The sequence below is a fragment of the Phenylobacterium hankyongense genome, from assembly GCF_003254505.1.
GTDB classification, from domain to species: Bacteria; Pseudomonadota; Alphaproteobacteria; order Caulobacterales; family Caulobacteraceae; genus Phenylobacterium; species Phenylobacterium hankyongense.
Map to the genome: position 1 here is coordinate 678,243 of NZ_QFYP01000001.1, position 22,814 is coordinate 701,056.

Sequence of the window (22,814 nt, forward strand, 5' to 3'; positions counted from 1 at the left end):
CGGATCACCCCGCCCAGCGGCCCGCCGCTAACCGCGCGACGACCGTCCGCGGCCTTGAATGGCAGGGAGCCACGCCTGCGGCCCGGGCGCCTGCGGCCCGGGCGTCGCCGACCACGAGGACCTCATGATCGGAACAGAGGCCGGGGTCTTGCGGCGCAACACGAACTGACCGTCGTTGCTGAGTTCCACAGTCAGGGGGAAGGCCACCGGCAAGCCCAGGACCCAGGTGTCGGCGGCCTGCAGCTGGACCGTTCCGGTATATTGCAGGTTCGCCAGGTCGGCGTCGGCCATGACGATCGGGGTGGTCGCATAGCGGTTCACGTCGTCGATCACCGAGCGCAGGCTGGCGTTGCGGTATTCAAGCCGGCCTGAGGTCCAGGCCGCGCCACCCGGATCGTCGCTCATGGCCAGGATGAGGCGGGCGCCGTCGCGCTCCATCCTCAGGCGCTGGCCGGCGTGGATCTGGATCGCCGACCTGGCTGCCGGATCCTCGCGCACCGCATCGAGGTTCGGGTCGGGGGCGACCGACACGATGCCCTCGGTCACGGTCAGGGTGACCGCGCGGCTTTCGATATTGACGTCGAACGCCGTCCCGACCGCGGTGAACTCGCCAAGCGGCGTATGCACCACGAAGGGACGCTGGCGGTCATGGGCGACCTGGAACAGCGCTTCGCCTGCATTGAGCCCCACGGTCCTTCGATGACCCTCGAAGGCCACCTTCAGGGTGGTCATGGCGCCGAGGCGGACGTGCGAGCCGTCCGCCAGCTGGGCCTCCATGTGCTCCGCCCGCTGGGTCTTGAATTGCTGGCTTGGATGGATACGGGCGTCGCTCCACAAGCCGCCGGCCACGGCCAGGAGCAGGACGGCGCCCAGGGCGGCGGCGACCGGCGAGATCAGCCTGAGCGCGCCTCGCTGCGCCTTGCGCCAACGGCCCACGGACAGGCTGACGCTATAGCGGTCGAGCGCCAGTTCCTCGGCGGTCGGTGCCTCGACCTCGGCCGACTGCATCAGCGCCCAAGCCGCTTCCACCCGCTCGTACGCCGCACGATGGCTTTCGTCCGCCTCCAGCCACTCGCCCCACGCCAGCAGATCCTCGCGCCCGACATCTTCCTGGAGCAGGCTGACGAACCATTCGCGCGCGCGGGCGTCCACATCGATCTGCGGCCGGGTGAAAAATGCCTTCATCGCACTCATGCCCGTCTGTCTTCGCGATCAAGCGCTTGCTGAACGTGCTCGATCGCACGCGCGAGATACAATCTGACCATCCTGTCGCTGACCCCCAGACGCTCGCCGATCTGGGCGGTCGCGAGATCCTCCTGGCGGCGCAGCAGGAACGCCTGGCGGCAGCGCGGCGGCAGTTCATTGAGCGCCGCCTGCACCAGATGCAGCTGCTGACGCGCGGCCAGGGCCGCCTCCTGCGCGCCCGCGCCCGAAGGCGGCTGTTCCTCCCCGGCCGGGAAGCGCGCCTGCAGGCCTTTGCGGCGCAACATGTCGGTCGCGACGTTGGACGCGATCCTGAAGAGGTAGGCGCGCAGGAACGACGGCTGGTCGGACCGGTCCAACTGAAGCAGGCGTACATAGGCTTCCTGGGCGGCTTCGCGCGCGTCCGCGTCGCTTCTCAGGCGCGCCCGCAGGAACCGGAGCAGGGTTTCGTTGTGCTCGCGGAACAGGCGTTCGACCAAACCGGGCGCAGGGCGGTCGCCGCCGGACGGACTATCGGCTTCCGCCTCCAGCTTGCCGATTTTCGGTTCAGCCCGATTGGACATTCGCCCGCCCTTGTCGCGAGAGTTCGCTCGCTCGAACCTAAGACGTTCCAGGCTTCAAAACAGGAAATGGATAACGACAGAATCCCGGCGAAATTCGCTGCAGGTGTTGCTGGAGCGCGCCGCTCGGCAACATGCGAGCCGGCCGGCTCGGCCAAATCCGAAAAAACTGGAGCGGCCGGGGGGAATCGAACCCCCGACATTCAGCTTGGGAAGCTGACGTTCTACCTCTGAACTACGGCCGCGCCGGACCGCGCGGGGCGGCCGGGGGCGGAACATAGCGGCGCCGGCGGCCGGGGCCAAGGGGTCGGCGCGGGCTTCATCGAGCCGGGGCTTGGGCCTAGGCTCGCGGCCATGTCCGAACCCCTCACCTACGCGCGCTACCTGGCGCTCGACGACTTGCTCGCCGCCCAGCGGCCGCAGAGCGACCGCCACGACGAGATGCTGTTCATCGTCATCCACCAGGCCAAGGAGCTGTGGCTCAAGGAGATCATCCACGAGGTGAGCCTGGCCAAGCGGCTGGTGGTCGCCGGGACCCTGGAGCCGGCCTACAAGGCGCTGGCGCGGGTCAGCCGCATCCAGACCATCATGACCCTGTCGTGGGACGTGCTGGCGACCATGACGCCGGCCGACTACCTGAGCTTCCGTGAGACGCTGGGGACCAGCTCCGGCTTCCAGTCGCACCAGTTCCGGACCCTGGAATACCTGCTGGGGCTGAAGGACGAGAGCTTCCTGCGCTTCCACGCCGAGCGGCCGGAGGCGCTGGCGCAGCTGACCGCGGCGCTGCACGCGCCCAGCCTCTACGACGACGCCATCGCCCAGATGCCGCGGCACGGGCTGGCGATCCCCGACGAGGTGCTGAACCGCGACGTCAGCCAGCCCTACCGGCCGTCGCCCGCGGTGGAGGACGCCTGGCTGGCGGTCTACCGCGACACGGCGAAATACTGGGAGCTCTACCAGCTGGCGGAGAAGCTGGTGGACCTGGACGACGCCCTGCTCACCTGGCGCCACAAGCACGTGCTGTCCGTGGAGCGGATCATCGGCGGGCGGCCCGGCACCGGCGGCACGGAGGGGGTCGGCTACCTGCAGAAGACGCTGACGCGGCGCTGCTTCCCCGAGCTGTGGTCGCTGAGGACGCGGCTTTGAGCGACTTCAAGCGGCTGTTCTCGCGGGCGCTGGCGGCGGCGCCCGGGCGGCTGCACATGGCCGCGCACAGCCACCACCTGTGGCCCGACGCCACCTATGACGCCCAGGTCGAAGCCTGGGAGGACGCCGCGCGGCTGGCCGACCGCAAGTGGGACAAGGCGCTGGGCGAGGTCTGGCCGGCCGCCCAGGGCCTGGTGGCGCGCGAGCTCGGCCTGCCGTCGCCGCAGAGCGTGGTGTTCGCGCCCAACACCCACAGCCTCCTGGTGGCGCTGGTGTCGGCGGTGGAGGGGCGGCCGGTGCGGGTGCTGGCCAGCGACGGCGAGTTCCATTCCTTCCGCCGCCAGGCCGCGCGCTGGGCGGAGACCGGCGCGGTCGCGCTGGAGCTGGTGGCCGCCGAGCCGTTCGCCACCTTCCCGCAGCGGTTCGCTGCGCGCGCCCGCTCGGGCGGCTTCGACCTGATCTTCGTCAGCCAGGTGTTCTTCCGCACCGGGGCGGTGTTCGAAGACGTCTGGGCGCTGGCCGAGCTGTCGCGGCCGCAGGGACCGTGGCTGGTGGTGGACGGTTACCACGGCTTTCGCGCCGTCCCGACCGACCTGGCGGCCGTCGCCGACCGCTGCTTCTACCTGGCCGGCGGCTACAAGTACGCCATGGCCGGGGAAGGCGCGGCCTTCCTGCACGCCCCGCCGGGCTTCGCCCCGCGGCCGGCGGTGAGCGGCTGGTACGCGGAGTTCGGCGAGCTGGAGGGGCCGGCGGGCGGCGTCGGCTACGCCCGCGACGCCACCCGGTTCCTGGGTTCGACCTTCGACCCGTCCGGCCTCTACCGATTCGTGGCGGCGGGGCGGATGCTGGAGCGCGAGGGGCTGACGACCGCGGCGATCGCGGCGCACGTCGCGGCGCTGCAGGAGGGCCTGGTGGCGCGCATCGCGGCCGGAGCGGCCGGGCGGCTGGCCGAGGCGGAACTGCTCAATCCGCTGGACGGGCGGCCGCACGCTCGGTTCCTGGCCTTCCGCCATCCCGAGGCCCAGGCCTGGAAGGCGGCGCTGATGGCCGCCGAGGTGGTCACCGACGTGCGCGACGACGTGCTGCGGGTGGGGCTGTCGCTCTATCACGAGGCGGCCGACCTCGAGCGGTTCTGCGCCGCCTGCCGGGCGCTGTGAGTTCGCGTTGACGCCGGCCGCGCCCGGCCGCACCATCGGTTCGAACAGCTGTATGAAGGAGGCCGAGATGGCCGACGGCGAGACGCTCGACCGCGCCCGGTTCACGGCGATGACCGAGGGCACGCAGGAAGACTGGATGGCGATCGTCCGCGCCGCCGCCCCGCACCGCACCGAGCTGCCCGACCGGATCCTGTCGCACCTGAACATGCTGAAGGGCGACCACGGCGGCTTCTCCGTGGACCGGCTGGAGCACTCGCTGCAGACCGCCACCCGCGCCTTCAAGGACGGCCGCGACGAGGAATACGTGGTCTGCGCCCTGATCCACGACATCGGCGACATCCTGGGCCCGGCCAACCATGCCGAGGTGGGCGCGGTGATCCTGCGGCCCTACGTGTCGGAACAGAACCACTGGATGATGGACAAGCACGGCATCTTCCAGGGCTATTACTTCTTCCATTACCTGGGCTTGGACCGCGACCTGCGCGACCAGTACCGCGGCCACCCGCACTTCGAGTACTGCGCGCAGTTCTGCCACCTCTACGACCAGAACTCGTTCGATCCCGACTACGAGTCCATGCCGCTGGAGGCCTTCGAGCCGATGCTGCGCCGCGTGCTCGCCGCGCCGAAGCAGTCGATCTACAAGGCGGACTGATCGCTCCTCCCCTGTCGCGCAGACGACGGGGGAGGTGGCGCGCCCCGCAGAGGGCGTGACGGAGGGGGCGAGCGACCGCACCGTGCGAACCCGCGCCCCCTCCACCATGCCCTCTGTGGGGCATGGTCCCCCTCCCCCGTTCTACGGGGGAGGAGCTAGTCACTGCACCCGCTCGACGGTAAAGCCCCGCGCCGCCATCAGCGCCGGCAGGCCGTCGGGGCCGACCATGTGCAGGGCGCCGACGTTGACCAGCTCGACGCCGGGGTCGGCCAGCTCCCTGGTCAGGGCGTCGGCCCAGGCGAGGTTGCGGCGCTTCAGCAGGGCTTCGTAGAAGTCGGGGTTCTCGGCGCGCATGTCGCCGATCAGCCGGGGGCCGAGCCGCCCCATGTCGCCGGCCAGCCAGGCCTGCTCCAGCGAGCCCTCGCCCGGATGCAGGGTCAGCCGCCGCGGGGCGCCGCGTTCGCGGATCACGTCGCTGAGGTAGCGCAGCTCGACCGGCTCGGAGAGGCCGGCGAACAGGCGGGCCTGGTCCTCCAGGGTCTCGAAGGTGCGCACGGTCTTGGCGGCGCCACGGGCGGCGCGGGTCATGGTGAGGTCGGCGCCGGCCTCGACGCTGGCCCCGCGGCTCAGCATCGGCTGCATGGACAGCATCATGGCCGCGGCCCAGGGACGCAGATGGTCGATGCGGGCGAGGTCCACCTGCCGGCCCAGCGCCTGGACCTGGTCGGGCGGCAGCTTCTCGCTCAGCCGCCGCGTGGGATCGACGCCGTAGCGGGCGAGGATGCGGCCGACCGTCTGCGGATCGCCGCCCTGCAGGTCGGCCTCGAACCAGACCGTCGTGGCCCGGGCGTAGGCGGCGTCATAGGCGGGCGTCCGCCACTGCGCGCCGGGCTCCAGCGCATGCAGCGTACCGAACAGGTAGATCTCGGAATTGGCGCCCTTGACGACCCAGAGCGCCGGCGCGGCATCGGCCGCGCCAGCTAACCCCAGCCCCCAGAGCAGGACCGCGAACCCCCCGATTGCGATCCTTCGAAACCAGCTCACACGCCCCTCCCGATGGAAGGCCGGGCGCTACTCGCCCCAGGCTCTGAAGTGCTTGGATAGCTTCAAACCCTGTCGCTGGTAATGCGACCCGAGGTCGCCATAAAGGCGAGTAGGCCGCTCGGTCAGCGGCTCGTAGACCAGGCGGGCGACGGTCTGGCCGTCCTCCAGGATGAAGGGGGTTTCGTGGCTGCGGACCTCCAGCACCCCGCGCGAGCCCTTGCCGTGGGCCTCGTCGGTGCCGAAGCCGGGATCGAAGAAGCCGGCGTAGTGGACCCGGAACTCGCCGACCGAGGGATCGATCGGGGTCATCTCGGCGGCCTCCAGCACCGGGATCTCCACCGCCTGCTTGGAGGCCAGGATGTAGAATTCACCCGGGTCCAGCAGCAGCTCGCCGCCGCGCGGCAGCAGCGGCTCCCAGAAGTTGCGCGGATCGTGGCCGTCGACGAAGTCGAGGTCGATGACCCCGGCGTGGCGGCGCGCGCGGAAGCCGGCGATGCCGTCGGAGAGGTCGACGCCGACGTTCTCGATCCGCAGCCGCTCGGGCGCGCCGCGCTTCAGGCGCAGCTGGTTGAGCCGGGTGCCGCGGCGCACCAGCACCGAGAAGGTCTGCGGCGCGATCTCGATGTAGGTGGGCCCGGCGTAGCCCTCGGCCACGTCGTCGAAGGCCGGACCGCGGTCGGAGAGCAGGCGCACGAAGACATCGACGCGGCCGGTGGAGCTCTTCGGGTTGGCGCGGGCGGAGACGCCCGGCGGCAGGGCCAGGCTCTCCTGCAGCTCGGCGATGTAGACGCAGCCGCGCTCCAGCACCGCGCCCTTGGAGAGGTCGAGCTCGTGCATCGCCACGTCGCGGATGCGCTCGGCGACCGTGTGGCGGCCCGGCAGGAACGAGGCGCGTACACGCCAGCACCGGGAGCCCAGACGCAGGTCGAGGCTGGCCGGTTGCACCTGGTCGGCGTCGAACCGGTCTTCGGAAAGGATCGAGCCCTGCGCGATCAGGGTTTCGATGGACTGGTTGGGCAGGATGCCCGGGCGGTTGTTGTCGCTCATGGGCGGCGAACACTTAATCGAGAACCTGAGTCTTGCAAGCGATCTGGCGCCGCTTGGAGGAAAGCGGCGCTTGACGCCTGGGAACGGCTGCCGTTCATGCGCCTCCTGTTTTGAGCGGCAGGAGAGCGCCATGACCGAAAATCCGCAGGACTGGGAAGTCGAAACCCGTCTGGTGCGCGGCGGCATGGCGCGCACGCCCTATGGGGAGATCTCCGAAGCCCTCTTCCTGACCCAGAGCTTCGCCTACGACAGCGCCGGGGCGGCCGACCGGCGGTTCTCCGGCGAGGACCCGGGGTTCATCTACCAGCGCTTCGGCAACCCGACGACGCAGATCTTCGAGGACCGCCTGGCCCTGCTGGAAGGCGCCGAGGTCTGCCGGGCGACGGCGTCGGGGATGGCCGCGGTGCAGGCGGCGCTGATGGGCCTGCTGCGGGCCGGCGACCACCTGGTGGCGGGCCGGGCGCTGTTCGGCTCCTGCCGCTGGATCGTCTCCGAGCTGCTGCCGCGGTTTGGGGTGGAGACCACCTACGTCGACGCCACCGACCTCGACGCCTGGAAGGCCGCCGTGCGGCCCAACACCAAGGCCTTCCTGGTGGAGAGCCCGGCCAACCCGCTGCTCGAGGTCACCGCCATCGGCGCGGTGGCGGAGATCGCCCACGCGGCCGGGGCGAAGCTGGTGGTGGACAACGTGTTCGCCACGCCGATCTTCCAGAAGCCGCTGGCGCTGGGCGCCGACGTCGTCGTCTATTCGGCCACCAAGCACATCGACGGCCAGGGCCGGGTGCTGGGCGGGGCGATCCTCGGCGGCGCCGAGCTGATGACCGAGGCCTACAAGGACCTGCTGCGCCACACCGGACCGGCGATGTCGCCGTTCAATTCCTGGGTGCTGCTGAAGGGGCTGGAGACGCTGGAGCTGCGGGTCCGGCGCCAGACCGAGAACGCCGGCCGTATCGCCGACCTGATCGCCGCCCACTCGAAGGTGAATAGGACCATCTACTGCGGCCGGCCCGACCACCCGCAGGCGGCGATCATCGCCAACCAGATGACCGGCGGCGGCAACGTCATCGCCTTCGACCTGGGCAGCCGCGAGGCCGCCTGGCGCTTCCTCGACGCCCTGCAGATCGTCGACATCTCCAACAACCTCGGCGACGCCAAGTCGATGGCCACCCATCCCTCGACCACCACCCACCGCTCGATGCCCGAGGAGCAGCGCCAGGAGATCGGCCTGACCCAGGGCTGGGTGCGGATGAGCGTCGGCCTCGAAGGCCCCGGCGACCTCGGCCGCGACGTCAACCGGGCCCTGGACGCGGCGTAAGCCGGGGTCGCTTCTCCCCTGAGGCCCCAACCTTCCGGTCATCCCCGCGAAAGCGGGGACCCAGGCGTTTTGAAGTTTCGGGCGGCGGCTCGAACAGATGGCTGCCTTGGCGCACAGGAAAAAACCTGGGTCCCCGCTTTCGCGGGGATGACCGGAGGGTGTGTGCGACCCCCCGTCCGTCTCGCCCGAAAGGGCAGGCCTATTCCGCGTCGATGGCTTCGAGGGTGGTCGGTTCGACGGCGTAGACGCGGCTGCAGTATTCGCAGGTGACGTGGATCTTGCCGTCCGGCTCGACCATGTCGGCGCGTTCCTCGGGGCCGAACGAGCTCAGCACGGTCTCGATGCGCGATTGCGAGCAGCGGCAGAAGGCGCGCAGCGGCTGGGAGCCGAACACCCGGACGCCGTCCTCGTGGAAGAGCCGGAACAACAGGTGGTTGGAGGACAGGCGCGAGTCGATCAGCTCGTCCTCGCCGATGGTCTCGAACAGCGCCTGGGTGCGGGTCCAGGCCTCCTCGGTGGGGCCGCGGGCGTCGTCCTCGGCGATGTTCTGGATCAGCACGCCGCCGGCCCGCCAGCGGAAGCCGTCGCCGTCGTCGGCCTGGCCGACCGCCAGCCGCACGCGGGTCGGGGTCTGCTCGGACTGGGCGAAGTACTGCTCGGCGCACAGCGCCAGGGTCTCGCCCTCGATCGGGGTGACGCCCTGGTAGCGCTCCATGTCCGCGCCCTGGTCGACGGTCATGATGAACACGCCCGCGCCCAGCAGGGTCCGCGCGCCCGGCCGCAGGAAGCCTTCCGAAGCCTGGGCAACCTTGTCCTCGTCGAACCGGCAGTAGCCGCGCAGGCCGCCGGAGGTGTCGTAGTCTGCGACCACATAGCGCACCGGCCCGTCGCCCTGGGCCTGCACGATCAGCCGGCCGTCGAACTTCAGGTTGGAGCCCACCAGGGCGGCGAGCGCACAGGCCTCGCCCAGCAGGTTGGCCACCGGCTCGGGATAGTCGTGGGCGCGCAGGATCTGGTCGACGGCGGGACCCAGGCGCGCGATGCGGCCGCGCACGGGCTCGCCCTCGATCTGGAAGGCGCCGACCAGGTCGTCGGGTACGGATAAATCAGGCATCGGGGGCATATAGTAAGGCGATGGCGGGATGCGAGCCTAGCCCGCCCCGCCTCACCCGACCTTCCCGAAGCACCAGGCCAGGATCGACTTCTGGGCGTGGATGCGGTTCTCGGCCTCGTCCCACACCAGGCTGCGGGGGCCGTCGATCACCTCGTCAGCGACCTCCTCGCCGCGGTGCGCGGGCAGGCAGTGGAGGAAGACCGCGTCGGGCGCCGCCAGGTCCATCAGCTCCTCGTCGACCTGGTAGGGCTCCAGGGTGTCGATGCGCTCGTCATGGTCGGTGTCGCCCATCGAGACCCAGGTGTCGGTGATCACCGCATGCGCCCCGCTGACCGCCTCGCGGGGGTCGTCGGTGGTGGTCACCTGGCCCTGCTGTTCGGCCGCGCGGGCGAGGTCGACGAGGTCCGGATGGTAGATGGCCGGCGCGGCGATCTTCAGCTTGAAGCCGAGCTTCGGCGCGGCGTGGATGAAGCTGGCGCAGACATTGTTGCCGTCGCCGACCCAGGCCAGGGTCTTGCCCTCCAGCCGGCCGCGGTGCTCCTCGAAGGTGAGCAGGTCGGCGAGGATCTGGCAGGGGTGGCTGCGGTCGGAGAGGCCGTTGATCACCGGCACGGTGGAGGCCATGGCCAGCCGCTCGACGTCCTCGTGGACGTTGGCGCGGATCATCACCGCGTCGACCATGCGCGACAGCACCCGGCCGGTGTCCTCGATCGGCTCGCCGCGGCCCAGCTGCATGTCGATGGAATTGGAGATGATCACGTCGCCGCCCAGCTGGCGCATGGCGGCGTCGAACGAGAAGCGCGTCCGGGTGGAGTTCTTCTCGAAGATCATCGCCAGCGTCCGCCCCTCGGCCGGCCGGTCGGGGTCCGGCCGGCCCTTCGGCCAGCCGAGCCGCGCGGCCTTGCGGGCCTTGGCGTCCTCCAGGATGGCGCGCAGGTCGGAGCCTTCGAGCCGCCAGAGGTCGATGAAGTGCCGCGGCTGGCTCACGCTGCGGCCTGCGCCTTCGCCCGCGCCGCCTCGCAGGCGCGCTCCAGCTTGGCCACCGCCTCGCTGGCTTCCTCGATGGTCAGGGTCAGCGGCGGCAGCAGGCGCACGCAGTTGTCGCCGCCGCCGGCGATCAGCAGGTGCTGGTCGCGGGCGTGCTGCATGAACTCGCGGTTCGGGGTGGCGAGCTTGATCCCGACCAGCAGGCCCTTGCCGCGGATGTCGACCACCACGTCGGGGAAGCGCTCGCGCAGGCCGGAGAGCTGTTGGGTGAAGTAGCCGGCGATCTCGCGGACGTGGGCCAGCAGTTCCGGCTTCACCAGTTCCTCGACCGCCGCCAGCCCCACCGCCATGGCCAGCGGGTTGCCGCCGTAGGTGGAGCCGTGGGAGCCGACGGTCATGCCGCGGGCGGCCTCGGCGGTCGCCAGGCAGGCGCCGACCGGGAAGCCGCCGCCGAGCGCCTTGGCCACCGCCATGATGTCGGGCGCCGCGCCCTCGGCCCACTCGTAGGCGAACAGCTTGCCGGTGCGGCCCAGGCCGCACTGGATCTCGTCGTAGATCAGCAGCGTGCCGGTCTCGTCGCAGAGGTCGCGGATGGCCTTCAGGCTGGCCTCGGGCCAGGAGCGCGCGCCGCCCTCGCCCTGCACCGGCTCCAGCAGGATGGCCGCGGTGGTCTCGCCGACCGCCGCCCGCAGCGCGTCGAGGTCGCCGAACGGCAGGTGCGTGAACCCCGGCAGCGGCGGCCCGAAGCCTTCCAGGTAGGCCGCGTTGCCCGAGGCGTTCACCGCCGCGATGGTGCGGCCGTGGAAGGAGCCGTCGAAGCCGATGATGTCGATCCGCTCCGGCTGGCCCTTGGCCCAGTGGAACTTGCGGGCGGTCTTGATGGCGCACTCGATGGCCTCGGCGCCGGAGTTGGTGAAGAACACCACGTCGGCGAAGGTCTCGCGCGTGAGCTTGTCCGCCAGCTTCTCCTGGCCGGGGATCGTGAAGATGTTGGAGACGTGCCAGAGCTTCTCGGCCTGGTCCTTCAGCGCCTGCACCAGCTTGGGGTTGGCGTGGCCCAGCGCGTTCACCGCGATGCCGGCCATGCAGTCGAGGTAGGCCTCGCCGTCCGTGGTGTAGAGACGCGCGCCCTCGCCTCGCTCGAACGCCAGCGGGGTGCGCGAATAGACACCCATGATGTGGTCGCTGGGAACGGTCGCGGCGGCTTGGCTCGCGGTCTTCTCGGTCACGGAAGAGCCCTCCAGAACGGAAGCGTCCCCGACGCGGAGCGGCGGGGACCGGAAGGCTTGGCGTTGTCGTTCGGGAACGCCGGTGTGTCAATGAGTTCGGCAGTCGTCGTCGCCGGCCTGCTAGGGCGCGCCCACCCCGTACCTCGAGGCCGCCGCCTCGTTCGAAATCGGAACGTGCCAATAGGTGTGCCCCGAGCCACGAGGGCAGTAGCGTCCAAAAATCCGCCGCGCCTCGGCATAGGTGGCCGACACGGGCGTCTCCGACGCCGCGGTCGCGAACTCGTCTTCCGCAAGAAAAGCGGCGTAGGCGATCACGATATAGCGGCGGTTCAGCCCAAGATGCGCAACCGCGGCTCGCACCTGTCCCGGCGTGTAGAAATCCGCAGCGCCCCACCCTCTATGCATCTCGGCCGGCAGACGGCGCGCATAAGTCTTCGCCGCCCGGTGCATCGCTATCCGCTGAAGCCAGCCCATGCCGCGGTCTCCAGGCGTCGTTGCGCCGTCAGGTTTTGATCTTGTAGCCCGTGTCGAACATCCAGAAGCAGATCCAGGCGAAGGCCGCGACCAGGCCCAGCGTCATCGCCGCGCCGATGGCCAGCGAGCCTTCCGCATGGCCGATGAAGCCGTAGCGGAAGCCGTCGATCAGATAGAAGAACGGGTTGAACTTGCTGAACGAGCGGAACGGCTCGGGCAGGCGCTCGACCAGGTAGAAGGTGCCCGACAGGAAGGTCATCGGCATGACGATGAAGTTGGTCACCACCGCCATGTGGTCGAACTTCTCCGCCCAGAGGCCGGCCATGATGCCGAGGAAGCCCAGGATCAGCGCCGCGCCGACGCCGTAGAAGACGATGGCCCACAGGTGGGCGACGCCGACGTGGGCGAACGGCAGCACCGCCAGCCAGGTGACCGAACCGACCACCAGGCCGCGGGTGGCCGCGCCCAGGCCGAAGCCGGCCACGTGCTCCATCGGCGTCAGCGGCGGGGTCAGGAAGTCGCCCATCAGCCCGTTCATCTTCGCCTGCAGCAGGGAGGACGAGGAGTTGGCGAAGGCGTTGTTGAGCACCTGCATCATCACCAGGCCGGGGGCGACGAAGGCGCCGTAGGGCATGCCGTGGATCGGGCGTGCGCCCTGCGCCGCCACCACGAAGACCATCATGTAGAGCAGGGCCGTGACCACCGGGGCGGCGAGGGTCTGCGCGCCCACCTTCCAGAACCGCCGGATCTCGCGGAAATACAGGGTCTTGAAGCCCTCCCAGTTCACCCCGTGGTAGTCGCGCGGGGCGGGCGGGATGACGGTTTCGACGGCGGCCATATCCTTCATGGCGCTGATGTGCGCTCCCGACGCGCAAGCCGCAAGAGTGGGCGGAAACTGCGGCGCCCTGACGCAACATCTAGTTCCTGTGGACGAAAGCAGGGGCGCCTATTGTGGCCCTTAAGGAGTTGTTTACTACTCGTGGTGGTTGGTAGGCGCTGAGGCAGCTCAACGCCACAAGATGTAGATACCGAGCGCGGGGGTGTGCTCGGGTCCGCAGGTGGGAGGCGAAGATGGGTTGGACGGACGAGCGCGTAGAATTGCTCAAGAAGCTCTGGCAGGACGGCTTGTCCGCCAGCCAGATCGCCAAGCAGCTGGGCGGGGTGACCCGCAACGCCGTGATCGGCAAGGTCCACCGGCTGGGCCTTTCGGGCCGCGCCACGCCGTCGAAGCCGGCCCGCACCGTGTTCAAGGCGCCGCGTCCGGCCCGTCCGGTCTCGGCCGCCCCGTCGGCGCCGCGCCGCATCGCCGAGCCGGTGTCGTCGCTGGGCCCGCAGACGGCCCCCGTGCGCTACGTGGACGAGACCCCCGGCACGGCCACCGTGCTGACGCTCGGCGCCCACATGTGCAAGTGGCCGATCGGCGATCCCTCGCTCGACAACTTCACCTTCTGCGGGCGCCGCTCCGGCGAAGGCCCCTACTGCCACGAACACAGCCAGGTCGCCTACCAGCCGGCGCAGACCAAGAAGCGGTCGGGCCCGGCCGAGCTGGCGCGCTCCCTGCGCCGCTACATCTGAATCCGTTGGGGATGGGGGCGCCCCCGCGCCCGAGGCGGCTGCCGCTTCGGGTCCGGGTGCGCCCTTTCCCATAGCCATCCCATCTTCGTCATCGCCCGGCTTGTCCGGGCTACCCAGCTCAAGGCGAGCGCCTCAGCTGATGAAGAATGGCATTGGGATGGGTCGCCCGGACAAGCCGGGCGATGACGAAAATCTGGGGACCCAGACTTCGCCGCGTTTGGGTTTCCGTCCGCCGATGGCTACCTTCCGGCGATGACCGACGTGGCGCCTGAGTCCCAGACAACCGAAGGCAACGCCCGGCCCTACTCCGTCTCGGAGCTGGCGTTCGCGCTCAAGCGGACCCTGGAGGACGCCTACGGCTTCGTCCGGCTGCGCGGCGAGCTGTCCAAGGTCACCCACCACTCCAACGGCCACGTCTACCTGACCATCAAGGACGAGCGCGCCGCCATCGACGGCGTGGTCTGGAAGGGCCAGGTGCGCGGGCTCTCCATCCGGCCCGAGCACGGGCTGGAGGTGATCGTCACCGGCAAGATCACCGCCTACCCGGCCGGCTCGCGCTACCAGATCGTCATCGAGACCATGGAGGCGGCCGGCGTCGGCGCCCTCCTGGCCCAGCTCGAACGCCTGAAGGCCAAGCTCGCCGGCGAGGGCCTGTTCGAACCGGCCCGCAAGCGGCCGCTGCCGGTCATGCCGGCGGTGATCGGGGTGATCACCAGCCCCACCGGCGCGGTGATCCGCGACATCCTGCACCGCATCCGCGACCGCTGGCCGTGCCGGGTGATCGTCTGGCCGGTGGTGGTGCAGGGCGACGCCGCCGCCGCCCAGGTGTGCGCGGCGATCGACGGCTTCAACGCGCTCGACGGCTCGGGGCCCATCGCCCGCCCGGACGTGCTGATCGTGGCGCGCGGCGGAGGCTCGGTGGAGGATCTCTGGCCGTTCAACGACGAGGCCCTGGCCCGCACGGCGGCGGCCTCGGCCATCCCGCTGATCAGCGCCGTGGGCCACGAGACCGACACCACGCTGATCGACTTCGTCTCCGACCGCCGGGCGCCGACGCCCACCGCCGCGGCGGAGATGGCGACCCCGGTGCTGGCCGAGCTGAAGGCCGCGGTGGCCGACTTCTCGGCGCGGATGCACCGCCGCGCCGCGCGGGTGGTGGAGGACCGCCGCAGCCGGGTCGAGGCCGCCGACCGCAGCCTGAAGCGCGTGCCCGACCTGCTGCGCCTGGCCGAGCAGCGGTTCGACATCGTCTCCGGCCGGCTGACCGCGGGCCTGGCCCGGAACGCCGCGGTGCACGAGCGCGAGCTGGTGCGGGTGGCCTCGCGGCTCTCCCCCCTGCTGCTGCAGCGGCCGCAGGCGGTGCAGAAGCAGCGGCTGGACGGCGTCGCCGCGCGCCTGCAACCGGCGGTCGAGCGGCGGCTGGAACGGGTCTCCGAACGGCTGGCGGCGCTCGGCAAGCTCTACGCCTCGGTGGATCCCGAACGGCCGTTGCAGCGCGGCTTCGCCCGCGTCAGCCGTCTCGACGGCTCCATCGTCCATGCGGGCGCGAGCCTGCTCAGCGGGGAGGAGCTGAGCATCAAGTTCGGCGACAAGGTCACCCGCCAGGCGGTGGTGGACGGCGATCCCGCGCCCGCCGCGGCGCCGAAACCCGCCCGCGCCAAGCCGAAACCGACGCCGGCGGCGCAAGGCGACCTGTTCTGAGACGTCCCGGCGCGCTAAATAGAGCGCCATGAACGCCCACGACCGCGATCTCACCGGCGCCGACATCGCCAAGCTGCACTACGGGGACGGCGACTTCGCCGTGCTCAGACCGGGCCGCTACGTGCTCTGCGCGGTCAGCGGCGCGAAGATCCCGCTGGAACAGCTCCGCTACTGGAGCGCGCCGCTGCAGGAGGCCTACGCCGGCCCCGCCGAGGCGCTGAAACGCTGGCAGGACACCCAGGAATCCTAGCGGCTGCCCGCTGAAGTCCAGGCGAGGATGGCGCGCCAGCGCCCCTTGATCTGTCCACGAACCCCACGAATGGGCCGTGGGTGCGCAAGGTCCTGCCAGAGGACCCTGAGTTCGTGTGGTTCGTGTGGTTCGTGGACAAATAGGCCTGCGGCGCAGAACCGGACAGGGGCGCCGCTCTCGCGGGGATGGTCTTCTCCCACAAAGGGGGAAGGGCCTCCCTATCGCTTCTCGCGCCTGTACTCTTCGTTGGGCCAGCGGCGGTGGACCCAGAACCATTCGGTGGGCCGGGCGCGGACGCGGTCCTCGATGAAGGCGTTGACCTTGCGCACCCCGGCCTCGATGTCGGCGTTGCGGTCGCCGGTGTCCTCCAGCCAGATCGGCTCGTGGACGATGACCCGGAAGCGCGCCTTGTCCTTGCGCTCCACGCTCATCGGCTGCAGCGGGATGCCGTAGCGCAGGGCGAAGCTGGACGGGCCCGGCGCGGTGTGGGCGGTGATCCCAAACAGCGGCGCGGCGACGCCGCCGTTGAACTTCTGGTCGTTCATCAGCGCCACGGACTCCCCGCGCGACAGGGCGCGCAGCAGCTCGCGCGCACCGTCCGTGCCCTTCGGCGCGAACAGCCGCACGCCGTAGCGCCAGCGGCTCTTGCGGATGCGGTCGTCGACGTGCGGGTTGTTGGTCGCCCGGTAGGTGATCTGGCAGGTGATCCCGGCGTGGATGATCACCGCCGGCATGATCTCGAACGACGAGAAGTGGCCGGAGATGAACACCACCGGCCCGGCGCCGTCGCGGATCGCCGCCAGCCGCTCGGCGCCCACCACCTCCACCCGGCTCGGGTCGTTGATGATCCGGTCGAGGATCGGGAACTCGGCGAACCAGCGGCCGGCCTGGTCCCATTGGGCGGCGAGCAGCTGGGCGATCTGGGCGTCGGATTTCTCCGGAAAGGCGATCCGCAGGTTGCGCTCGGCGACCCGGTTGGCGCTGGTCAGCGGTCCCAGCCGCCGGAACAGCCAGGACCCGAAGTCGGACACCTGGTCGATGGGGAAGATCCGCGCCAGGCCCGCCGCCACGTCATAGGCGAAGGCCTCGAGCCGCCAAGCGAGGTCCTGCCCCCGGGAGGCCCTGGTCTGAGGGGTCTTCGCCCGCGCGGACTTCGCTTGCGCCATGTCTCCTACTAGGGGGCGTCGCCGCGCTTGCGCAACGCGCGGGTTCGCTTGGCGCGCGACTTGCCGCGTCGAAGGCCAGGTGTCCCGGTTCGGGACGCGGGGGTGACGAGGGGCGTGGCGTAAGATCATGAGCGACGAGATCGACGTTCATCTGGGACGGCGCCTGCGCCGCCGCCGCCGGCTTCTGGGGCTGACCCAGCAGCAGCTGGCGGGGGCCTGCGGCGTGCGCTTCCAGCAGATCCAGAAGTACGAATGCGCGGCCAACCGCATGTCGGCGGCCCGGCTCTGGCAACTGGCCGAGGTCCTGGAGGTGCCGGTGAGCTACTTCTACGAGGGCATGGCCGAGCTCGAACGGGAAGCCCGCGCCAAGGAGGCCGAGGCCGGCCGCGAGGTGTTCGCCCGCAAGGAGACCCGCGACCTGATCCGCGCCTACTACAGCCTCAGCGAACGGCCTCGCCGACGCCTGCTGGACCTGGCCAAGTCGCTGAACGGTGACGTCGAAGCCTGACGCGACGGCGACGGCGCGGTAAAGGGTGGACCATGCCAGCCCCGACCTCTGACCGCCTCGCCGAACTCGACGCCTTCCTGGTGGAGCTCAACGCCGCCGCGGCCGGCGCCATCCTGCCGCTGTTCCGCGCCGACCACGGCTTGATCGACAAAGGCGGCGCCAAGGGCTTCGATCCGGTCACCGAGGCCGACAAGGGCGCCGAGCGCGCCATCCGCCAGCTGATCGCCGAACGCTATCCGGAGCACGGGGTGATCGGCGAGGAATACGGCGAGGACCGGCCGGACGCCGAGTGGGTCTGGGTGCTGGATCCGGTCGACGGGACGCGGGCCTTCATCGCCGGCCTGCCCCTGTGGTGCACGCTGATCGGGCTTCGGCACGAGGGCCGGCCGGTGCTGGGCTCGATCGGCCAGTCCTACTTGGGCGAGCTCTATATCGGCCATGCCGGCGGCTCGCGGCTGATCAGCCGCGGCGTCTCCCGGCCGCTGAAGGTCCGGCCCTGCCCGAGGCTGACCGACGCCATCATCGCCACCACCGATCCGGAGATGTGCTTCACCGGCGCCGAGCTGGGCGCCTGGACCCAGGTCCGCGCCGCCGCCCGGCTGGCGCGCCTGGGCTGCGACGCCTACGCCTACGCCATGGTCGCGGCCGGGACGATGGACATGGTCATCGAGGCCGGCCTGCAGTCCTGGGACATCGAGGCCGCCATCCCGGTGGTCGAAGGGGCTGGCGGACTCGTCACCGACTGGCGCGGCCAGCCGGTGGGAGATCACGGCGGACAGATCGCCATCGCCGGCGACCGCGCCTGCCTGGAGGAGGCGCTGGTCGCCCTGCGGCGCTCCGCCCTTTAGGCGACGGGCGCGGGCTTCTTGGCCGGAGCCTTCTTGGCGGCCGGCTTCTTCGCCGCGGGCTTGGCCGCCGTCTTGGGGGCGGCGGCTTTCGAGGCTGCCGCCTTCGGGGCAGCGGCCTTCGGGGCGGCGGTCTTCGGGGCGGCCTTGGCGGCGACGGTCTTCGCCGCCGGCTTGGCCGCGGCCTTGGCGGCGGGCTTCTTGGCCGCAGCCGGCGTCTTCGCGGCCGCGGGCTTCTTCGCGGCGACCGGCTTCTTGGCCGCCGCAGGCTTGGCGGCCGGCTTGGCCGCGGCCTTCGCCTTCGGAGCCGCCTTCGCCTTGGCGGGAGCCTTCTTCACCGCCGCGGGCTTGGCCGCCGGCTTCGCGGCCGCCTTGGCCGGGGCCTTCGGAGCGGCGGGCTTCGTGGCGGCGGGCTTCTTGGCGGCCGGCTTGGCCGCGACTGCCGGCTTGGCGGCGGCGGGGGCCGGCGCAACGGCAGGCTTGGGCGCAGCTGCCGGAGCCGCCGCGGCGACGGGCGCCGGCCTCGGCGCGTCGAGAGCCACGGGCTTGGGGGCTTCGGCAGGCTTGGGGGCTACTCGGCCGGTGAGCGCGTCGAACGCCCTCAGAAAGATGTTACGCATCTCGTCGGTCTCCATAAGAACTTCGTGGTAGGCGCCGGGGACGTTGACAAACTTTCCCTGCGGCAGATGGCGGGCGGCCGCGGCCTGGGCCGCGTTGTCGACCAGTTTGTCCTCTTCGGCCGAGACGATGATCACCGGAGTGACGATCTCCCGAAGTCGTTCGGGTCGGGCGAGGAAGGCGGTGGCGCGGAAGGCGAAGTCGAGCCAGCCCCAGGTCGGCGCGCCGAGCGCGAGTTGCGGCTCGGCGGCGATCAGGCTGCAGGTGCGCTCGAAACGCCCACGGTCGTGGGTGAGGATGTTGCCGTCGAAGGTGTCGTCGAATGGCTTGCCGGGCTGGCCCAGCGCATAGCGGCGGGCGCGGCCGAACATGACGCTTAGGCTGGCCAGGGTGCGCGCCGTCTTCAGCGGCACCTTGCCGGTCTGCACGCCGAGCATCGGGGCCGACAACACCGCGCCGGCGAAGCGGGTCTCGCCGCTGGCCAGGGCCAGCAGCGTCAGGCAGCCGCCCATCGAATGCCCGACCGCCACCCAGGGCCGCGGCAGCCGCGTCTCGTACGCGGCCAGGAGGGCGCGGAAGTCGTCGAGGAAGGCCTTGTGCCCCTTGGCGTGGCCCTTCAGCCGGTCCGGCAGCTCGCGCGCCGACAGGCCCTGGCCGCGCCAGTCGTGGGCCAGCACCACGAAGCCCCGCTCCAGGAAGTCGGCGATGGTCTCGTAGTATTTCTCGAGCGGCTCGGTGCGGCCGCCCGACAGGACGATCGAGCCGCGCGCCCGGCCTTGCGGCGTCCACAGCGCGGCTCGCAGCCGCGCGCCGCCGGCGCCGGTGAACCAGTCGGCCTCGCCGCCGGCGGGCGGCCGGGCGAGAGCGGTGGCGACGAGGGGCGCGGGCTCGAACATCGGGCTCCTCTACACGGCCTTGGAAAACAGAGATTGAATGGCCGGTTGCATTTTCATCGCCAGGGCCATGTCGGAGAGTTTGAGCCGGCCGGTCATTATCGCACGCATCGGGTCAAGTTCGCGCTTGCCCATGGCCTCGAGGTCGCGGCGGCTGACGGTGACCACGAGATCGGCAGGACGGTCCTCGTTGCTGACCTCGGCGCCCGCGATGTGGATGAATCCCTCGCCCTTGAGGTCGAGCTTGATCGACTTGTCGAGGGCGACGTCGGACGCCGCCGCGCGGCGGATCCGATCAGTGATTTCCTCGAGCGTCGCCATGCCCCCCGCACCCTTCGACTCATCGGGCAGCTTCGCTTTAGACGCGAGTGAAGTAAACCTTCGCGCGGGCGTTCAGAAGGGTTTGACGAAGCGCAGCGTCATTCGGTCGCTCTCGCCGATGGCGTCGTATTTCGCGTGGTCGAACTTCGGGTCGTCCGGCTGGCCGCGCGGGCTCGACCGGCGCACCGGCGGCAGGGTCCAGACGCCGAACGGATGGTCCTTGCTGTCGTGCGGATTGGCGTTGATCTCGCTGGCCTGGTCGAGCTTGAAACCCGCCTCCTGGGCGAGCTGGACCACATAGGCCTGCTGCACGTAGCCGCTCTCGGCCAGCAGGTCGGGCACGCCGCCGGCGTCGGCCCGATGTTCCTCCACCCCCAGCACGCCGCCGGGCTTCAACGCCGCGAAGGCGTCGCGGAAGGCCTTGTCGACGACGCCCGCCGCCATCCAGTTGTGGAGGTTGCGCAGGAACAGCACGAGGTCGGCGGAGCCGGCGGGCGCCACCGGGCCGCTGGTCGGGCCGAAGGCGGTGATCTCCACCTGGCCGTAGAGCTTCGGCTTGGCGGCGATCCGGCGACGGTAGGCGTCCACCACCTCGCGGCCGGCGGCGTCCTTGGGATCGTCGAGCTGCAGGTTGGCGGCGTAGAGCTTGCCGCCGGTGGCCGCCAGGAACGGGGCGACGATGTCGGTGTACCAGCCCGCGCCCGGCCAGAACTCGACCACCGTCTGGCCCGGCTTCAGGCCCCAGAAGGTCAGGGTCTCGACGGGGTGGCGCCAGCGGTCGCGGGCCTTGTCGGCGGGCGAGCGCCAGGCGCCGGCCACCGCCGCGGCCAGCGTGGTCGGCCCCTCGGCCGGCTTGGCGGAAGGGGCGGCGGGCGTCTTTCGGCTGCAGGCCGCCAGCGCGCCGGCGCCGAGCAGCAGAAGGCGGCGGGACACTAAGGGGCGGGAAACGGAAAACATCGGGCGCGCCACTCGGACCTCGTCACGCCCCCCGGCATGGCTTCCTTTCCGCAGTAGCGCGACCTGCGCCGTGGGTCAAAGCGTCAGCGTCCGCAAGGTCTTGAACGCCGAAAACCCGCGCCTACCTCAGTCGGCGAAGGTGCTGGATGTCCGGGCCTTCTGGGGCGCCGCGCGAGGCCTATCAGGCTCGCCGACAGCCTCAAGACCGCAACCTTGCTTCGCAAAGAAGGATGTGAACCGCATGCGTACGATCGACTTCTCCCCCCTCTATCGCTCCGTCGTGGGCTTCGACCGCCTGGCCTCGCTGCTCGAGACCGCCTCGGCCGACGCCGCCACCGGCTATCCGCCCTACAACATCGAGCGGACCGACGAGAACGCCTACCGCATCGAGATCGCGGTCGCCGGCTTCCGTCCGGAAGAACTGAGCGTCGAGGTGAAGGAAAACCTGCTCACCGTCGAAGGCCGCAAGGCCGCCAACGACGACACCCGCCGCTACCTGCATCGCGGCCTGGCCGAGCGCAACTTCGAGCGGCGCTTCCAGCTCGCCGACTATGTGCTGGTGACCGACGCCAACCTGTCGGACGGCCTGCTGTCCATCTCCCTGAAGCGTGAGCTTCCCGAAGCGCTGAAGCCGCGCCGGATCGAGATCGGCGCCGGCCAGTCGACCCTGATCGAAGGCGAAAAGGCCGCGTAAGCAGCCTTCGCCTCTCAGTTGAACGAGGGCGGCGCCTGCGGGCGTCGCCCTTTTTCGCAGCGGTCAGATGACCTCGTCGAGGCCGCGCGTGCCGATGCGGATGACGCCGCCGACATTGATCTGGCGCAGCGCCGCGCCGGTGAAGTTGGCGCGGCTGATGTCGGCCCCCACCAGCAGCGCATGGCGCAGGTCGGCGCGGGCGAGGTCGGCGTTCTTGAGGATCGCCCCGGTCATGTCGCAGGGCAGCACCCGGTCGCCGCCCAGCAGCAACGGCCCCATCTGGGCGTCGCGAAGGTCGCTGCCGGAGAGCTTGGCGCCCTTGAGCTTGGCGCCGCGCAGGTCGGCGCGCCGCAGGTTGCAGTTGCGCAGGTCGGCGCCGTCGAGGTGCGCGCCCTGCAGCTGCACCCCCTCCATGTCGAGGCCGTAGAACACCGCGCCCTTGGCGGAGAGCGCCGTCAGGTTGAAGCCGCGGATGCTCTCCAGCTTGCGCAGGTCCGCGCCGTCGAACACCGAGGGGCTGCCCGCCTTGCCGCCGGTCTCGCACCAGCGGGCGTGGTCCTGGATCATCGCCTGATAGGGCTTGGCGCCGGCGGTCTTGCCGGCCGGCTCGTCGGTGAGCACGCCGGTCATGTTGGCGTCCATGACGTTCCAGGACTGGGTCTTGGCGCCCACCAGCACCGCGTCCTGCAGGTCGGCGCCGGCGAGGTCCGCGCCGGAAAGGTCGGCGCCGGAAAGGTTCGCGCCCTTCATCGACGCCTGCTTGAGGTTGGCGCGGATCAGCTTGGCGTCCTTGAGCACCGCGTCGGTGAAGTCGGCGCGCATGGCCATCACCCCGGACAGCCGCGTACGCTCCAGGTTCGCCCCGGCCAGGATCGCGCCCTGGACCTCGCCCGGCTGGGACTTGGTCTCCAGGCGCCGGTAGCCGAACTTGCGGTCGGCGGCGGCCATCGTGCCTTCGCGCAGGTCGGCCTCGAACAGGTCGGCGCCGGTGAGGTTGGCGTTGCGCAGGCAGGCCCCGCGCAGGTCGGCCCGACGCATGGAGGCGTCGGAAAGGTCCGCGCCCTGCAGGTCCGCCCCGAACAGGCTGGCGTGGTCGAGCTTGACGCCCTGCATCCGGCAGTCGCGCATCATCGTCCCGGTGAGGTCGGCGTCGCAGAGGTTCTTGCCGCGCAGGTCGAGGCCGCTGATGTCCATCCAGGCCAGCACCGCCCGCGCGCCGCCGGGCTTGGAGCTCCACAGCCGGTCATGCTTGGCGCAGATGGCGTTCAGCTCGGCCTGGCTGAGCTGGCGGGAGACGAGGGTATGGCTGGCGATCACGGGCATGCTGGGGAAAAGCCTACGCCCCCAGGATTAACGGC

General features: G+C 70.6%; 24 protein-coding genes and 1 tRNA gene. 10 read left to right on the forward strand and 15 right to left on the reverse strand.

What is annotated here, in order from left to right; genetic code table 11:
• Positions 1-27: 27 nt before the first annotated feature.
• The 3 genes from DJ021_RS03225 to DJ021_RS03235 all read right to left on the reverse strand — a co-directional run bounded on the left by DJ021_RS03225 (position 28) and on the right by DJ021_RS03235 (position 2,008).
• On the reverse strand, positions 28-1,152 hold the full coding sequence (locus tag DJ021_RS03225) for a FecR family protein (RefSeq protein ID WP_165837093.1): 1,125 nt from the start codon (positions 1,150-1,152) through the stop codon (positions 28-30).
• A gap of 38 nt (positions 1,153-1,190) precedes the next feature.
• On the reverse strand, positions 1,191-1,766 hold the full coding sequence (locus tag DJ021_RS03230; RefSeq protein ID WP_111456176.1) for an RNA polymerase sigma factor: 576 nt from the start codon (positions 1,764-1,766) through the stop codon (positions 1,191-1,193).
• A gap of 167 nt (positions 1,767-1,933) precedes the next feature.
• Positions 1,934-2,008 (reverse strand) — tRNA-Gly (locus DJ021_RS03235).
• Between the two features lie 109 nt (positions 2,009-2,117).
• Between DJ021_RS03235 and DJ021_RS03240 the strand changes: the two genes are divergently transcribed.
• The 3 genes from DJ021_RS03240 to DJ021_RS03250 all read left to right on the forward strand — a co-directional run bounded on the left by DJ021_RS03240 (position 2,118) and on the right by DJ021_RS03250 (position 4,718).
• Positions 2,118-2,909, forward strand: coding sequence for a tryptophan 2,3-dioxygenase (locus DJ021_RS03240; protein ID WP_111456177.1), 792 nt, complete (start codon positions 2,118-2,120; stop codon positions 2,907-2,909).
• The gene (locus DJ021_RS03245; protein WP_111456178.1) at positions 2,885-4,066 is read left to right on the forward strand and encodes a kynureninase/PvdN C-terminal domain-containing protein; all 1,182 of its coding nucleotides are present in this window, start codon (positions 2,885-2,887) and stop codon (positions 4,064-4,066) included. Before DJ021_RS03240 ends, DJ021_RS03245 begins: the two co-directional genes overlap by 25 nt.
• A gap of 67 nt (positions 4,067-4,133) precedes the next feature.
• Positions 4,134-4,718, forward strand: coding sequence for an HD domain-containing protein (locus DJ021_RS03250; protein ID WP_111458955.1), 585 nt, complete (start codon positions 4,134-4,136; stop codon positions 4,716-4,718).
• Between the two features lie 159 nt (positions 4,719-4,877).
• Here DJ021_RS03250 and DJ021_RS03255 read toward each other — a convergent pair whose 3' ends face one another.
• Positions 4,878-5,762: a TraB/GumN family protein gene (locus DJ021_RS03255; RefSeq protein WP_111456179.1), complete on the reverse strand. Its 885-nt coding sequence runs from the start codon at positions 5,760-5,762 to the stop codon at positions 4,878-4,880.
• Positions 5,763-5,789: 27 nt separating this feature from the next.
• Positions 5,790-6,809: a 2'-deoxycytidine 5'-triphosphate deaminase gene (locus DJ021_RS03260; protein WP_111456180.1), complete on the reverse strand. Its 1,020-nt coding sequence runs from the start codon at positions 6,807-6,809 to the stop codon at positions 5,790-5,792.
• A 130-nt stretch (positions 6,810-6,939) separates the two neighbouring features.
• Here DJ021_RS03260 and metZ point away from each other — a divergent pair, with 130 nt between their 5' ends.
• A complete protein-coding gene (metZ, locus tag DJ021_RS03265) occupies positions 6,940-8,124 on the forward strand; it encodes an O-succinylhomoserine sulfhydrylase (RefSeq protein WP_111456181.1) in 1,185 nt (394 codons plus the stop codon).
• Between the two features lie 199 nt (positions 8,125-8,323).
• Here the strand turns inward: metZ and DJ021_RS03270 are convergent, their stop codons facing one another.
• The 5 genes from DJ021_RS03270 to DJ021_RS03290 form a co-directional block, all read right to left on the reverse strand.
• Entirely contained in the window at positions 8,324-9,238 is a 915-nt protein-coding gene (locus DJ021_RS03270; protein ID WP_243625890.1) for an Hsp33 family molecular chaperone, read from the reverse strand.
• A 51-nt stretch (positions 9,239-9,289) separates the two neighbouring features.
• Positions 9,290-10,225 (reverse strand): ornithine carbamoyltransferase, encoded by a 936-nt coding sequence (argF, locus tag DJ021_RS03275; protein WP_111456183.1) that lies wholly within the window; start codon positions 10,223-10,225, stop codon positions 9,290-9,292.
• A complete protein-coding gene (locus DJ021_RS03280; RefSeq protein ID WP_111458956.1) occupies positions 10,222-11,400 on the reverse strand; it encodes an aspartate aminotransferase family protein in 1,179 nt (392 codons plus the stop codon). Before DJ021_RS03280 ends, argF begins: the two co-directional genes overlap by 4 nt.
• A gap of 174 nt (positions 11,401-11,574) precedes the next feature.
• Positions 11,575-11,928 carry a DUF6559 family protein gene (locus tag DJ021_RS03285; RefSeq protein WP_111456184.1) on the reverse strand — a complete coding sequence of 118 codons (354 nt, stop codon included), beginning with the start codon at positions 11,926-11,928 and terminating at the stop codon, positions 11,575-11,577.
• A 28-nt stretch (positions 11,929-11,956) separates the two neighbouring features.
• The gene (locus tag DJ021_RS03290; protein ID WP_111456185.1) at positions 11,957-12,775 is read right to left on the reverse strand and encodes an ABC transporter permease; all 819 of its coding nucleotides are present in this window, start codon (positions 12,773-12,775) and stop codon (positions 11,957-11,959) included.
• 224 nt (positions 12,776-12,999) lie between these two features.
• On the opposite strand from DJ021_RS03290, the gene gcrA reads away from it, so the two are divergent.
• The 3 genes from gcrA (at position 13,000) to DJ021_RS03305 (ending at position 15,454) form a co-directional block, all read left to right on the forward strand.
• Positions 13,000-13,503: a cell cycle sigma 70 cofactor GcrA gene (gene gcrA / locus DJ021_RS03295; protein ID WP_111456186.1), complete on the forward strand. Its 504-nt coding sequence runs from the start codon at positions 13,000-13,002 to the stop codon at positions 13,501-13,503.
• A 252-nt stretch (positions 13,504-13,755) separates the two neighbouring features.
• Positions 13,756-15,204 (forward strand): exodeoxyribonuclease VII large subunit, encoded by a 1,449-nt coding sequence (gene xseA / locus DJ021_RS03300; protein WP_111456187.1) that lies wholly within the window; start codon positions 13,756-13,758, stop codon positions 15,202-15,204.
• A gap of 28 nt (positions 15,205-15,232) precedes the next feature.
• A complete protein-coding gene (locus DJ021_RS03305; protein WP_111456188.1) occupies positions 15,233-15,454 on the forward strand; it encodes a DUF2093 domain-containing protein in 222 nt (73 codons plus the stop codon).
• A 218-nt stretch (positions 15,455-15,672) separates the two neighbouring features.
• Here the strand turns inward: DJ021_RS03305 and DJ021_RS03310 are convergent, their stop codons facing one another.
• Complete coding sequence (locus DJ021_RS03310) at positions 15,673-16,620, reverse strand: lysophospholipid acyltransferase family protein (RefSeq protein ID WP_111456189.1); 948 nt, start codon at positions 16,618-16,620, stop codon at positions 15,673-15,675.
• 127 nt (positions 16,621-16,747) lie between these two features.
• Here DJ021_RS03310 and DJ021_RS03315 point away from each other — a divergent pair, with 127 nt between their 5' ends.
• Together DJ021_RS03315 and hisN are read left to right on the forward strand one after the other, a co-directional pair.
• A complete protein-coding gene (locus DJ021_RS03315; RefSeq protein WP_111456190.1) occupies positions 16,748-17,128 on the forward strand; it encodes a helix-turn-helix domain-containing protein in 381 nt (126 codons plus the stop codon).
• A 32-nt stretch (positions 17,129-17,160) separates the two neighbouring features.
• Positions 17,161-17,976 carry a histidinol-phosphatase gene (gene hisN / locus DJ021_RS03320; protein WP_111456191.1) on the forward strand — a complete coding sequence of 272 codons (816 nt, stop codon included), beginning with the start codon at positions 17,161-17,163 and terminating at the stop codon, positions 17,974-17,976.
• On the opposite strand, the gene DJ021_RS03325 is transcribed toward hisN, so the two are convergent.
• The 3 genes from DJ021_RS03325 to DJ021_RS03335 all read right to left on the reverse strand — a co-directional run bounded on the left by DJ021_RS03325 (position 17,973) and on the right by DJ021_RS03335 (position 20,762).
• A complete protein-coding gene (locus tag DJ021_RS03325; protein WP_111456192.1) occupies positions 17,973-19,487 on the reverse strand; it encodes an alpha/beta fold hydrolase in 1,515 nt (504 codons plus the stop codon). The two genes, hisN and DJ021_RS03325, sit on opposite strands and share 4 nt — an antisense overlap.
• A 9-nt stretch (positions 19,488-19,496) precedes the next feature.
• A complete protein-coding gene (locus tag DJ021_RS03330; RefSeq protein ID WP_111456193.1) occupies positions 19,497-19,805 on the reverse strand; it encodes an SCP2 sterol-binding domain-containing protein in 309 nt (102 codons plus the stop codon).
• A gap of 72 nt (positions 19,806-19,877) precedes the next feature.
• Entirely contained in the window at positions 19,878-20,762 is an 885-nt protein-coding gene (locus DJ021_RS03335; protein WP_111456194.1) for a class I SAM-dependent methyltransferase, read from the reverse strand.
• Between the two features lie 241 nt (positions 20,763-21,003).
• On the opposite strand from DJ021_RS03335, the gene DJ021_RS03340 reads away from it, so the two are divergent.
• Positions 21,004-21,456 carry an Hsp20 family protein gene (locus DJ021_RS03340; RefSeq protein WP_111456195.1) on the forward strand — a complete coding sequence of 151 codons (453 nt, stop codon included), beginning with the start codon at positions 21,004-21,006 and terminating at the stop codon, positions 21,454-21,456.
• Positions 21,457-21,519: 63 nt separating this feature from the next.
• Here the strand turns inward: DJ021_RS03340 and DJ021_RS03345 are convergent, their stop codons facing one another.
• On the reverse strand, positions 21,520-22,779 hold the full coding sequence (locus tag DJ021_RS03345) for a pentapeptide repeat-containing protein (protein WP_111456196.1): 1,260 nt from the start codon (positions 22,777-22,779) through the stop codon (positions 21,520-21,522).
• Positions 22,780-22,814: the final 35 nt, after the last annotated feature.